Source organism: Rathayibacter sp. VKM Ac-2760 (genome assembly GCF_009834185.1).
In the GTDB taxonomy this organism is placed as follows: domain Bacteria; phylum Actinomycetota; class Actinomycetes; order Actinomycetales; family Microbacteriaceae; genus Rathayibacter.
The window spans coordinates 3,217,613-3,230,492 of sequence record NZ_CP047173.1 but is presented as its reverse complement, the minus strand read 5'-3'; the positions used below and the strand labels follow the sequence as shown (position 1 = coordinate 3,230,492).

The window sequence follows — 12,880 nt, the reverse complement described above, 5'->3', positions numbered from 1 at the left end:
GAGATTACTTGATCGACTCGATCGCGGTGGCGACCTGGGCCGACAGCTCGGACGAGAGCGGCGCGGCGCCGGCGGAGGTGGCGGCCTCGGCCTGGCCCTCCTCGCTGGTCACGTAGCCGAGGTACGCCTTGACGAGCTCGCCGGTGGCGGGCTCCTGGTACTCCTGGCAGGCGATGAGGTAGCTCACCAGGACGACCGGGTAGACGCCGGACTCCTCGGAGGCGTAGTCGATCTCGTAGACGATGTCGTTGTCGGGACGGTCGGTCGCCTCGGGGGACGCGTCGACGATCGCGGCAGCGGCCTCGGGCGAGTAGGCGACGAAGTCGTCGCCGACCTTCACCTTGGCGGTGCCCAGGCTGCCGGCGCGCGAGGCGTCGGCGTAGCCGATGGTGTTCTGGCCGTTGGTGACGGTGTCGATGACGCCCGAGGTGCCCTGGGCGGCCTCGCCGCCCTCGTAGGGCCAGACTCCGTCGGGCTCGGCGTCCCACACGGTGGGCGCGGTCGCGTTGAGGTACGCGGCGAAGTTCTCGGTGGTTCCCGAGTCGTCCGAGCGGTGCACAGCGGTGATGTTGGAGGACGGGAGCGTCGCGTCGGGGTTCAGCGCGGCGATCTCGGGGGCGTTCCAGGTGGTGATGGTGCCCTTGAAGATGCCCGCGATGGTGGCGGCGTCGAGGTTCAGCTCGTCGAGGCCCTCCACGTTGAACACGATCGCGATCGGCGAGATGTAGGCCGGGACGTCGATGGCGGAGGTGCCCTCGACGCACTTGCCGAAGGAGCCGTCGAGCTCCTCGAGCTTCAGCGCGCGGTCGGAGCCGGCGAAATCGGCACCGCCGGCGATGAACGCCTCGCGGCCCGCGCCGGAGCCGTCGGGGGAGTAGTTGACGGTGACGCCGGTGTTCGCCTGCTGGAAGGCGGAGACCCAGGCCTCCTGGGCGGAGCCCTGCGAGGAGGCGCCGATGCCGTTGAGGGTGCCCTCGAGGGTGCTGGCGGAGCCGGAGGAGGACTCGCCCGCGGAGGCACCTCCTTCGTTGGCAGCACAGGAGGTCAGCGTGATGGCTGCGACGGCGGCGATGACGGCCGCCTGGCCGAGACGCGAGAAACGCACAAGTATCCCTTTCGGGTAGGAAAGCAGGGGGAAACAGAACGGGCTTGGTGCGGCCCGCCAGCGAGAGTACGGAGGGGTCGTGTCCTGGCCCCGTCCGCTCGGTGAACGCGCGGTGAACGACGGGCCGCCCTCAGGCGGTGCGGAGCGCACAGGAGCACTATTCGCGCGGCACCGATCGGGTGCGCTGCAGCCGATTCCGGCCGGGCCTCAGCCCAGTGCGTCGTGGGTCTCGATGGCGACGATCCCGGAGCCCGGGTGCTCGATCGAGAGGTGGACGACGGCGAATCCGCCCGTCGGCAGGGCGGACGCCTCCTCGAGGTACGGCCCGAGCGGGGTCGCGGTCGCCAGCGCCAGCTCGCGCAGGATCTCGGGGATCACCGGCCCGTGACTGCACAGGACCGCGCTCTTGCGCGCGCGCACCCGCTTGCCGACGACGGCCCGGACCTCGGCGCTGCCGTGCTCGTGCGCGTCCTGGCTGAGGTCCTCCGAGAGGCGCACCGGGCGCTTGAGGAGCGAGGAGAGCGGCGCGATCGTGCTGCGGCAGCGCTTCGCCGTGCTCGACACGAGCCGCCGGGGTCGCCAGGCGGCGACGGCCCGGCTCGCGGCCGCCGCCTCCTCGACGCCGCGACGGTTCAGCCGCCGGGTCGAGTCGCGCCCGTCCCAGGAGGAGGCGGGCACCGCCTTCGCGTGCCGCAGCACCACGATCGCGAACGTGTCGTGCGTGCCGCGCGAGACGATCCGGGCGAACTCGTCGACGATCTCGACGTCGTGCGGGTAGGTCAGGTAGGCGCGGGCGCGCTTGAGCGTGACCCACTCCAGCGCCTCGACCTCGTGATTCGGCACGAAGTCGGAGGCGAGCACGGCCTTCTCGGTCACCCGCGCGGCCCAGTAGTGCACGGCCTTCGGGCGCCCGTTCGGCAGCGTGTACTCGACCGAGCCGAGCGGCACCCCGAGCGCGACCGCGAAGCCGGTCTCCTCGCGGATCTCGCGCACCGCGGTCTCCGGCAGCGACTCGCCGGGGTCGACCTTGCCCTTGGGCAGGCTGACGTCCCGGCGGTGCGGCCGGTGGATCACGAGGATGTGCGGGCGGCCCTCGATGATCCGCCAGCACACGGCGCCGGCCGCGTAGACGGTTCCCGTCACGGCGTCAGCGGGCGGTGGCTCGGGAGCCGGTCCGCGTCGCGGTGCGCTTGCGATGCGTGATGTGCTGCATCAGCCGGTTCTGCAGATCGGAGAGCGGGGCGCCGTCCTCGTCGAGGTGGTGCCGGGTCCAGGTGCCGTCCGGCCCGAGCCACCAGGACGCCGTCCTCTCGTCCATCGCGCGGTCGAACATGTCGGCGATCTCGCTGAGGTGCGCGGGCTCGACGATCCGCACCAGCGCCTCGACGCGGCGGTCGAGGTTGCGGTGCATCATGTCGGCGCTGCCGATGAAGACCTCCGGCTCGCCGCCGTTGACGAAGCTGAAGATGCGCGAGTGCTCGAGGTAGCGGCCCAGGATCGAGCGCACCCGGATGGTCTCGGAGAGCCCCTCCTGCCCGGGCTTCAGCCCGCAGATGCCGCGGACCCAGACGTCGACCGGCACGCCGGCCTGGCTGGCGCGGTAGAGCGCGTCGATGACCGACTCGTCCACGATCGAGTTCATCTTGATCCGGATGCCCGAGAGCCGACCCGCGCGCGCGTTCTCGGTCTCGGCCGCGATGCGCTTGAGCAGTCCCTTGCGCAGGTGGCGCGGCGCGACCAGCAGGCGCTTGAACTTCTTCTCGATCGCGTAGCCCGAGAGCTCGTTGAAGAGCCGGGTGAGGTCCTTGCCGACCTCGGGGTCGGCGGTGAGCAGCCCGAGGTCCTCGTAGATGCGCGAGGTCTTCGGGTTGTAGTTGCCGGTGCCGATGTGGGAGTAGTGCCGCAGCACGCCGCCCTTCTCCTGGCGGATCACCAGGGCGAGCTTGCAGTGCGTCTTCAGACCGACGAGGCCGTAGACCACGTGCACGCCGGCCTTCTCGAGCTTGCGCGCCCAGGAGATGTTGGCCTTCTCGTCGAAGCGGGCCTTGATCTCGACGAGCGCGAGCACCTGCTTTCCCGACTCCGCGGCGTCGATGAGCGCCTCGACGATGGGGGAGTCGCCCGAGGTGCGGTAGAGCGTCTGCTTGATCGCGAGCACGTCGGGATCGGCGGCCGCCTGCTCGAGGAAGGCCTGGACGCTCGTCGCGAAGGACTCGTAGGGGTGGTGCAGCAGCACGTCGCCGCGCGAGACCGCCTTGAAGATGTCCTGCCGCTGGTTCGGCTCGCTCGGCGAGAGCTGCACGGCCGTCGTCGGCACGTGGTTCGGGTACTTCAGGTCCGGCCGGTCGATCTTCTGCAGGCTGAAGAGGCCGCCGAGGTCCAGCGGCGCGGGCAGCTTGTAGACCTCCTGCGTGGTGATGTCGAGCTCGCGGACGAGGAGGCTCAGCGTCTCGTCGTCCATGTCGTCGGTCACCTCGAGGCGGATCGGCGGGCCGAAGCGGCGACGCAGCAGCTCCTTCTCGAGCGCCTTGATCAGGTTCTCGGTCTCGTCCTCGTCGACCTCGACGTCCTCGTTGCGGGTGACCCGGAAGACGTGGTGGTCGAGGATCTCCATGCCCGGGAAGAGGTCGTCGAGCTGGTTCGCGATCAGGTCCTCGAGCGAGATGAACCGCATCGGCTCGCCCGGAGCGGCGACGCCCTCGATGCGGACGAAGCGCGGCAGCATCTGCGGCACCTTGAGGCGCGCGAACTCGGTCTTCTGCGTCTTGGGGTTCCTGACCCGCACGGAGAGGTTGAGCGAGAGCCCGGAGATGTACGGGAACGGGTGCGCCGGGTCGACCGCGAGCGGCATCAGCACCGGGAACACCTGCGCCGAGAAGTAGTCGTCGAGCACCCCGCGCTCGGCGTCGCTGAGCTCGCTCCAGCGGACGATGTCGACGCCCGCGTCGCGCAGGGCCGGCTCGACGAGCTCCTTGAAGGCCCGCGAGTGCCGCTGCTGCAGCAGGTGCGCCTTCTCGGAGATGTCGGTCAGCACATCGACGGGGACGCGGCCGATGTTCGTCGGCAGCGCGAGGCCCGTGAGGATGCGGCGCTTCAGCCCCGCGACCCGGACCATGAAGAACTCGTCGAGGTTGGACGAGAAGATCGCGAGGAAGTTCGCCCGCTCGAGGGCGGGCACCAGCGGGTCCTCGGCCAGCTCGAGCACGCGCTGGTTGAACGCCAGCCAGCTCAGCTCGCGATCGAGGTAGCGGTTGTCCGGGAGCAGGGGGTCGGAGTGCTCCTCCTCCTCGTCGTCGAAGTCGTCGTCGAGCTCGTCGCTCAGACCGTCCTCGAGAATCAGGTTGTCGCCGTCCATGCGACCATCCTGGCACCGCGCTCGACCGGCTCGCGCCGCCCGTGGTGAATGCGGCGTGAACGCGGGCTGGGGAGGAGCCCCGGTCAGCGGACCGCGGGTCGGCGGTGCAGGTACTGCACGTCGACGGCGGCGTCGGTGAAGCCGAGCGAGCGGTACAGCGCGACCGCCGAGCGGTTCTCGGCCTCCACGTAGAGGTCGGCGACCGTGCAGCCGCGCTCGACCATCCGCGCGAGACCCGCACCGAGGAGGGTGCGCCCGAGCCCGCGGCCCGCCGTCTCCGGCGCGACGCCGAGCACGTAGATCTCGCCCGTGGTCGACTCCGGCTCGATCTTGAGCCAGTCGTAGCCGACCAGCACGCCGTCGCCGTCGCGCAGCAGGAGGACGTCCTCGTCGCGGTACCAGGGCTCGGCGCGCCGGGCGGCGAGGTCCTCCTCGGTGATCCGGCCCTGCTCGGGGTGCGCGGCGAAGACGCGGGCGTTGAGCGCCACCCACTCGGCGGGATCCAGTTCCCGGGCGTCCGACAGCGCGAAGCCCTCGGGCACGGACACGGCGGGGGCGACGAGCGGATCGAGGGCGAGGTGCAGCAGGGTGCGCACCGGCGCGAAGTCGTGCGAGGCGGCGAGGGCCCTCGCGGCCGGGTGGTCGCCGTGCGCCCAGGCGAGCAGCCCGGTCCGCCCGCTCGCGAGCACCTGGTCGAGGACGGCGCGGCCGAAGCCGACCCCGCGCCACTCCGGATCGACGACGAACTCCAGCTCGCCCTGGCCGAGCACCGCGGCCGCGACCACGACGTCCGCGCGCAGCCCGACGAGGAGCGTGCGCGAGCCGGTGCGCGCGTCGATCAGGGTCTGATCGCTGAACGGCGGGCGGCCGTCGAACCAGGCCGCGCGGCCGATGAGGTGCTCGAGACCCGCCGCGACGGCGGGATCGGTCAGGTTCTCAACCGAGAGATTGAGCGACTCGTTCATTGTCCTCTTCGTACACGTTGAAGCGGTAGCCGACGTTGCGGACCGTCCCGATGAGCGATTCGAGATCGCCGAGCTTGGCCCGCAGGCGCCGGACGTGCACGTCGACCGTGCGGGTGCCGCCGAAGTAGTCGTAGCCCCAGACCTCGCTGAGCAGCTGCTCGCGGGTGAAGACGCGCGAGGGGTGCGTCGCGAAGAAGCGCAGCAGCTCGAACTCCTTGAAGGTGAGATCGAGCGGGCGCCCGTGCACCTTCGCCGAGTAGCTCGCCTCGTCGATGACGACACCGGACGCCTGGATGCGCGAGGTCGACTGCTCCTGGGCGAGCCGGCCGATGACCAGGCGGATGCGCGCGTCGACCTCGGCGGGGCCCGCGGAGTCGAGGATGACGTCGTTGACGCCCCAGTCGGCCGAGACCGCGGTGAGGCCGCCCTCGGTGAGGATGAGGATGAGCGGCACGTTGATGCCGGTCGTCGTGAGGATCTTGCAGAGCGACTTCGCGCTCGCCAGGTCCTGCCGCGCGTCGACGAAGATGAGATCGCAGCTCGGAGCGTTCACGAGGTGCGCCGGCTCGGCCGGGATCTGCCGGGTCTTGTGACTGAGCAGCCCCAGGGCGGGGAGGACCTCCGAGCCACCGGCTGAGGTCAGTATCAACAACTGCGCCACGGATCCTCCAGAACTGGTCTCCGGCAATACTAGCGGCGGGCCGGAGAGGCCGATTCCCTGGGGCACAATTGGGGCATGGGCAGGGATCGCGTCGGTATCGGAGCCGTGTGGGCGCTCGCGCTGGCCGGCTCGATCGTCACCCTCGTCGTCGCCCCCTCCGCCTCGCAGCAGCTCTGGCTCGCGCTGACCTTCGGCGGCTGCGTGCTCGCCACCTTCGCCGTTCAGCTCGCCGTGGCGCGGGCGGACGGCTATCTGGTGCGCACGATGACGAGCGTCGTCGGTGCGATGGTCGTCGTCGCCGCGGGCAGCGGGATCGCCGCCCTCTCCGCCCTCTGAGCGGTGCCGCCGGATAGGATGGCGGCATGCTTCTCGCCCTCGAACTCTTCTATCTCGGACTGCTCGGGCTCGCCTCCCTCGCGATCGCGTGGGTCTCCGGCGTGGTCGTCTACAAGCTCTACCGCGGCCAGCGCTAGCCGCCGCTCCGGAGCAGATTTGATCTCCCTCCCCTCGGGACTCCCGCCCGAACTCGTCCCGCTCTCCTGGCTGCTCGGCGTCTGGGAGGGGTCGGGTGTCATCGACTACACCGTCGGCGACGACTCGGTGCAGGCGGAGTTCGGCCACCGCGTGAGCTTCAGCTACGACGGCCTGCCCTACCTCAACTACAGCTCGTACACCTGGCTGCTCGAGGACGACAGCGAGGTCGGCCACCGCCCGCTCGTGAGCGAGATGGGCTACTGGCGCCTCAGCCGGCCGCTCACGGACGCGGATGCGGGACCGGCGATGCTGCCGGGCCGCGGCGCTCCCGCCTTCCCGGACGCGGAGTCGGTCGAGACGCTGCGGAACGCCGCCGGCGGCTTCGACATCGAGGTCTCTCTCGTGCACCCCGACGGCGTGAGCGAGCTCTACCTCGGCCAGGTCAAGGGCCCGCGGATCGACCTCGCGACCGACGCGGTCATGCGCACCGCCGCCGCGAAGGACTACGCCGCCGCCACGCGCCTCTACGGCCTGGTCGACGACCACCTGCTCTGGGCGTGGGACATCGCCGCACTCGGCCAGGGGCTCCGCACCCACTCCTCCGGAAGGCTCGCCCGTGTCGACTGAGACCGCGATCGTGCCGTCCTCCCCGCTCCTCCTGGCCGACGGCGCGGTGGCGACCACCAGCGCCGCCGAGCCGGGCGTCGCCGCGCACTACGGCGAGCCGTTCCGCGAGCAGCGGGCGCTCGCCGCGGGCACCGCGCTCGTCGACCTCTCCGGTCGCGGAGTCGTCACGGTCACCGGTCCCGACCGGCTCACCTGGCTCGACTCGCTGACCAGCCAGGCGCTCGCCCGCCTCGCGCCCGGCGACTCGGCCGAGACCCTGCTCCTTGACCCCTCCGGCCGCATCGAGCACCTGATCCGCGTCGTCGACGACGGCGAGACGGCCTGGCTGCTGCTCGACCGCGACGAGACGGCCGGGCTCGCCGCCTGGCTCGACCGGATGCGTTTCATGCTCCGCGTCGAGATCGCCGACCGCACCGCGGAGCTCGCGACGCTCGCGACCCTCGGCGACGGCTCCGCGACCGCGCTCGCCCTCGAGCTCGCGGGTGAGGCCGGCATCAGCTGGCTCGACCCGTGGGCGCAGGTGCAGCCCGGCGGCTGGCAGTACGCCACCGCTCCCGTGCACCCCGCCGCCGGCTGGAGCGCCCGCGAGACGCTCGTCCCGCGCGCCGCCCTCGACGAGCTGGCCGCCCGAGCTCGTGCGGCGGGCGTCGGTCTGGCCGGCGCGGACGCCCTCGAGGCGCTCCGCATCGCCGCCTGGCGCCCCCGGCACGCGACCGAGGTCGACGACCGCTCGATCCCGCACGAGCTCGATCTGCTCCGCTCCTCCGTGCACCTGGCCAAGGGCTGCTACCGCGGGCAGGAGACGGTCGCCAAGGTGCACAACCTCGGCCACCCGCCGCGCCGCCTCGTGCTGCTGCAGCTCGACGGCTCCGACTCCGCTCTGCCCGGCCACGGCGACGTGGTCACCGCGCTCAAGGGCGGCGAGCCGGTCGAGGTCGGCGTCGTCACGGCGAGCGCCTGGCACTACGAGGACGGGCCGGTGGCGCTCGCCGTGGTGAAGCGCTCGGTCCCCGTCGACCTCGAGCTCACCGTGATCGCCGGCGAGGTCCGCGTCGCGGCCGCGCAGGAGGTCGTCGTCCCGCCCGGCGCCGGTGCGGAGGCGGGAGTGCCCCGCCTGCCCCGGCTCGGGGCCGCGACCAGGTAGGCCACGCCGTGGTGGCCGCAGGACCCGCTCGGCGGGATCGGGCGGCCGCGCGGATCCGCGCGCTCGTCCGCGTCGACGACCTCCGCCCCGGCCGGGGCCTCGCCCGGGCCGTCGCCTCGCTGCCGGCGGTGCTGCAGATCGTCCTCGCGGCGATCCTGGCCTACTCCGTCTCGCGCTTCGTCTTCGGGCACCCGGCTCCGGTGCTGTCGCTGACGGCGACGATCTCGAGCCTCGGCATCGCCCGCGACACCCGGCCGAAGCAGGTCGCCGAGACGGCGATCGGGATGCTGATCGGCATCACCGCGAGCGAGGTGCTGCTCCTGCTCTGGGGCACGGGGGTCTGGCAGCTCGCGGTCGTGCTCGCGGTCGTCTTCACGCTGGGGCGAGCGCTCTCGCCGTCGCCCGGCTTCGCGGTGGCGGCCGGCACCCAGGCGATGCTCGTGATGATCCTCCCGGCGCCCGACGGCGGTGTCTTCACCCGGAGTCTCGACGGGCTGGTCGGCGGGCTCGCCGCGCTGCTGTGCACCGCGATCGTGCCGCGCAACCCGCTGCGGGCGGCGCGCGCCGAGGCGCGGCGACTGGTGGCGGCGCTGGCCGAGACGATCGACCTGCTGGCCGACGCGCTCCGCCGGGGCGACCAGTCCGCCTCCGCCACCGCGCTCGAGCGCGTCCGCGGCACCCAGCCCGTCATCGACGGCTGGACGACGGCGCTCGACTCCGCGATCGGCGTCGCGCGGATCTCGCCGTTCGTCCGGCGGCACCGGGCGGAGCTGGAGCGGCAGCGCACGATGCTCGCCGCGCTCGACCTCGCGACCCGGAACCTCCGGATCGTGGCCCGGCGCACCGACTTCCTGGTCGGCGACGCGGTGCCGCGCCCGGCGCTCGCCGACGTGGTCGTCGGCTTCGGGCCGGGCATCGCGCTGCTCGGCCGTGCCGTCACCGAGCCCGCGGTGCTCGCACTCGCCCGTCAGGACCTGGTGCTGCTCGCGACGACCCTCGACCCGCAGGCGCTGATCCCCGATGCGCGGCTGGCCGAGAAGACGCTGCTGGTCATCCTCCGCCCGCTCGTCGTCGACCTGCTGACGGCGACGGGGGCGAGCTCGGCCGAGGCGAGGGCCGCGCTGCCCGAGCTCGCCTGAGCGTCGAGCGGCGGGCCGATCGCCAGGGTTCCCCGGCGTCCGCCGCTCGGGGCTCACGCGTTGGTCGCGTCCTGCACCTCACCCACGAGCTCCTCGATGATGTCCTCGAGGAAGAGGACGCCGGTGGTGGCACCCTCGGCGTCGACCACCCGTGCGAGGTGCGCGCCGGTGCGGCGCAGCGTCGCCAGCGCGTCCTCCAGCTCGTCGCCGGCCGAGACCGCGGCGAGGCGGCGGATCCGCTTGGCCGGCACCGGGGCGTCCGTCGCGTCGAGGTCGGAGACGTCCTTGAGGTGCAGGTAGCCGGCGGGCAGCCCGGCGGCGTCGGCCAGCAGATAGCGCGAGTAGCCGTGCTCGGCGACGGCACGGCGCACGTCCGCCGGTGTCGCCCCTGCGGGCAGCAGGACCATCCGCTCGAGCGGCACCGCGACGTCCACCACCCGCTTGGTCGTGAACTCGAAGGCCGCGCTGACGGTGCCGGAGGCATCGACCAGCACGCCCTCGCGAGTCGACTGGCGCACGATGGCCGCGACCTCGTCGAGCGTGAAGGCGCTCGTCGCCTCGTCCTTCGGCTCGACGCGGACCAGCCGCAGGATGCCGTTGGCGACCGCGTTCAGCGACCAGATCAGCGGCTTCACCAGCTTCGAGACCAGCACCAGCGGGGGAGCGAGCAGCAGCGCCGCGCGGGTCGGCACCGAGAACGCGAGGTTCTTCGGCACCATCTCGCCGAACACCACGTGCAGGAAGGTGACCAGCAGCAGCGCCGCGATGAACGCGATCACGCCGATCGCCTCCGCGGAGAGCGCGGTGAGGCCCAGCGGGATCTCGAGCAGGTGGTGGATCGCCGGCTCGGACACGTTGAGGATCACCAGCGAGCAGACGGTGATGCCCAGCTGACTCGTCGCGAGCATCAGGGTGGCGTGCTCCATCGCCCAGAGCGTCGTCTTCGCGGCGCGGCTCCCGGCATCGGCCCGCGGCTCGATCTGGGAGCGGCGGGCGGAGATCACGGCGAACTCGGCGCCGACGAAGAAGGCGTTGACGACCAGCAGGACCACCAGCCAGGCGATCCCGGGCAGGTACTCACTCATGGACGGCCCCTTCCGCTCGGAGCGCGGCGACGCCGGCGGCATCGCCCCCGCCCGCCTCGTCGGTGTCGGCGGCCGGAGTGAACCGGACGCGGTCCACCCGGTGCGCGGCGACGCGGTCGACCCGCAGCACCCCGCCTGCGACGGCGACCTCGTCGCCGAGCTCGGGCACGCGGCCGAGCGAGGAGGAGAGGAAGCCCGCGACGGTGTCGTAGTCCTCGCCCTCGGGCACGAGCACGCCGAGGCGCTCGGCGACCTCGTCGGGGCGCAGCTCGCCGCCGAACGTCGCCGAGCGGCCGGAGCGGATCACGCCGGCGCGGGTGCGGTCGTGCTCGTCCTCCAGCTCGCCGACGATCTCCTCGACCAGGTCCTCGAGCGTCACGACGCCCGCGGTCCCGCCGTACTCGTCGACGACGACCGCGATCGCGAGCCCGCTGCCACGCAGGGGAGCGAGCAGGGCGTCGGCGCGAGCGGTCTCGGGGACGCGCATCGGGGCGATCATCAGCGACTCGGCGGTGACCGTCGCGCGCAGCGACGGCTCGAGCGCGAAGGCGTGCTTGACGTGCAGGACGCCGCGGACGTCGTCCGAGTCGCGGCCGAGCACGGGGAAGCGCGAGAAGCCGGTGCGGTTCGCGAGCCGGACAACGTCCTCCGCGGTGCTCTCGAGGGTGACGGAGGCCATCCGGACCCGCGGTGTCATCACGTCGGCGACGCTGCGGCTGGAGAAGCGGAGCGTGCGGTGCAGTAGATCGGCGTGATCGCGGTCGAGCGTGCCCTCGAGCACCGAGCGGCGCACGAGCGAGCCGAGCTCGTCGGCGCTCCGGGCACCGGAGAGCTCCTCCTTGGGCTCGATGCCCAGGGCGCGGATCAGCGCGTTCGCGGTGTTGTTGAAGAGCAGGATCACCGGCTTGAAGACCGTGGTGAATGCGATCTGGAACGGCACGACCACCTGCGCGGTCTTCAGCGGCAGCGCGAGCGCGAAGTTCTTGGGGACCAGCTCGCCGATCACCATCGAGAACACCGTCGCGAGGACGACGCCGACGACCGTGCCGATGCCGGGCACGATCTCGGCCGGGATCCCGAGGGTCCGCAGCGGCTCGGCCAGCAGCGAGCTGATCGCGGGCTCGAAGGTGTAGCCGGTGAGCAGCGTGGTCAGCGTGATGCCGAGCTGCGCGCCGGAGAGGTGGGTCGACGTGATCCGCAGGGCGGAGATCGTCGGATCGAGGCGCTTCTGGCCGCGGGCGCGGCGCTCCTCCAGCTCGTTGCGGTCGAGGTTGACCAGCGCGAACTCGGAGGCGACGAAGAGCCCGGTGCCGACGGTGAGGAGGAGGCCGATGACGATGCCGAGCCACTCAGGCACGCGCTGCACCGCCGATCAGGGTCGGCGGCAGGACCGCCGCGGAGCGTTGCGCGGGCGAGGGTTCAGGGGGAGGGTCGTCCATGGGGCCCGAGGGTAGCGGGCCTGAATATGAGAATGCTCACAGAAGTGACGGGGCCGGGTCGAGCGGGCCGACCGCCTCCCACGAGACGGTCACCTCCCCGAGCCGCCACCGCCGCTCCCCGCCGAGGATCGGCCAGTCTCCGCGGAGCGACCGCACCGCGGCGATCCAGCGCTGCGTCGGCCCGTAGACCGCGAGCGGCGCGTGCAGCAGCCAGGCCCGCTCGAGCGCCTGCAGGAACGCGTGCACCGGCTCGCCGGGCACGTTGCGGTGGATCAGCGCTTTCGGCAGCCGCTCCGCCGCGATGCCAGGCGAGGGCACGGCGCCGAGCCGGAGCGACAGGGTGAGCGAGCGCGGTCCCTCCCGCCCGACCTCGATCCAGGTGCAGATGCGCCCGATCTCGTCGCAGGTGCCCTCCACGAGGACGCCGTCGGGGGCGAGCCGGTCGGTCATCGTCCGCCACGCCTCGGCGACCGCCGCCTCGTCGTACTGCCGGAGCACGTTGAAGGCGCGGATGACACTCGCTCGCTGCCGGCCGGGGAGGGGCACCTCGAAGCCGCCGCGCTCGAAGCGCACCCGGGCGTCGCTCGGGAATGCCGTCCCGCCGGCGCGGACCCGCTCGAGCTGCCGTCGCGCCGTCTCGACGCGGGCCGGCTCGATCTCGAAGCCGACCACGTCGACGCCGGGCGCCGCTCGGACCAGGCGGCGGTGCAGCTCGAGCGTCGTCACCGCGCTCGCACCGAAGCCGAGGTCGACGACGACGGGCTCGGCGATGGCCTGCAGCGCCGGCAGCTCGGCCAGCCGGCGGTCGACCCGGCGGAGGCGGTTCGTGCCCGTCGTGCCGCGGGTGACGGCTCCGATCGGCATGGTCTCCAGCGTATCCGGGGCC

General features: G+C 72.4%; 12 protein-coding genes. 4 read left to right on the top strand and 8 right to left on the bottom strand.

Features of this window, described 5'->3' with window-relative positions:
• Positions 1–4: 4 nt before the first annotated feature.
• The 5 genes from GSU72_RS14665 to GSU72_RS14645 all read right to left on the bottom strand — a co-directional run bounded on the left by GSU72_RS14665 (position 5) and on the right by GSU72_RS14645 (position 6,086).
• Positions 5–1,105 (bottom strand): phosphate ABC transporter substrate-binding protein PstS, encoded by a 1,101-nt coding sequence (locus tag GSU72_RS14665; RefSeq protein WP_159985719.1) that lies wholly within the window; start codon positions 1,103–1,105, stop codon positions 5–7.
• A gap of 207 nt (positions 1,106–1,312) precedes the next feature.
• Complete coding sequence (locus GSU72_RS14660; RefSeq protein ID WP_159985718.1) at positions 1,313–2,248, bottom strand: NUDIX domain-containing protein; 936 nt, start codon at positions 2,246–2,248, stop codon at positions 1,313–1,315.
• 4 nt (positions 2,249–2,252) lie between these two features.
• On the bottom strand, positions 2,253–4,460 hold the full coding sequence (locus GSU72_RS14655; protein ID WP_159985717.1) for an RNA degradosome polyphosphate kinase: 2,208 nt from the start codon (positions 4,458–4,460) through the stop codon (positions 2,253–2,255).
• An 83-nt stretch (positions 4,461–4,543) separates the two neighbouring features.
• On the bottom strand, positions 4,544–5,425 hold the full coding sequence (mshD, locus tag GSU72_RS14650) for a mycothiol synthase (protein WP_159985716.1): 882 nt from the start codon (positions 5,423–5,425) through the stop codon (positions 4,544–4,546).
• Complete coding sequence (locus GSU72_RS14645; RefSeq protein WP_123445147.1) at positions 5,397–6,086, bottom strand: response regulator transcription factor; 690 nt, start codon at positions 6,084–6,086, stop codon at positions 5,397–5,399. The genes mshD and GSU72_RS14645 overlap by 29 nt, the downstream gene beginning before the upstream one ends.
• A gap of 75 nt (positions 6,087–6,161) precedes the next feature.
• Here GSU72_RS14645 and GSU72_RS14640 point away from each other — a divergent pair, with 75 nt between their 5' ends.
• The 4 genes from GSU72_RS14640 to GSU72_RS14625 all read left to right on the top strand — a co-directional run bounded on the left by GSU72_RS14640 (position 6,162) and on the right by GSU72_RS14625 (position 9,470).
• Entirely contained in the window at positions 6,162–6,422 is a 261-nt protein-coding gene (locus GSU72_RS14640) for a hypothetical protein (RefSeq protein ID WP_159985715.1), read from the top strand.
• A 156-nt stretch (positions 6,423–6,578) separates the two neighbouring features.
• Entirely contained in the window at positions 6,579–7,187 is a 609-nt protein-coding gene (locus GSU72_RS14635; protein WP_159985714.1) for an FABP family protein, read from the top strand.
• Positions 7,188–7,233: 46 nt separating this feature from the next.
• Positions 7,234–8,331 (top strand): folate-binding protein, encoded by a 1,098-nt coding sequence (locus GSU72_RS14630; RefSeq protein WP_244256134.1) that lies wholly within the window; start codon positions 7,234–7,236, stop codon positions 8,329–8,331.
• 8 nt (positions 8,332–8,339) lie between these two features.
• Positions 8,340–9,470, top strand: coding sequence for an FUSC family protein (locus GSU72_RS14625; protein WP_159985713.1), 1,131 nt, complete (start codon positions 8,340–8,342; stop codon positions 9,468–9,470).
• A 53-nt stretch (positions 9,471–9,523) separates the two neighbouring features.
• On the opposite strand, the gene GSU72_RS14620 is transcribed toward GSU72_RS14625, so the two are convergent.
• The 3 genes from GSU72_RS14620 to GSU72_RS14610 all read right to left on the bottom strand — a co-directional run bounded on the left by GSU72_RS14620 (position 9,524) and on the right by GSU72_RS14610 (position 12,858).
• Entirely contained in the window at positions 9,524–10,555 is a 1,032-nt protein-coding gene (locus GSU72_RS14620; protein WP_159985712.1) for a hemolysin family protein, read from the bottom strand.
• Positions 10,548–11,912, bottom strand: a complete 1,365-nt coding sequence (locus GSU72_RS14615) for a hemolysin family protein (RefSeq protein WP_159985711.1) — start codon at positions 11,910–11,912, stop codon at positions 10,548–10,550. Before GSU72_RS14615 ends, GSU72_RS14620 begins: the two co-directional genes overlap by 8 nt.
• A 118-nt stretch (positions 11,913–12,030) precedes the next feature.
• Complete coding sequence (locus GSU72_RS14610) at positions 12,031–12,858, bottom strand: class I SAM-dependent methyltransferase (RefSeq protein ID WP_159985710.1); 828 nt, start codon at positions 12,856–12,858, stop codon at positions 12,031–12,033.
• Positions 12,859–12,880: the final 22 nt, after the last annotated feature.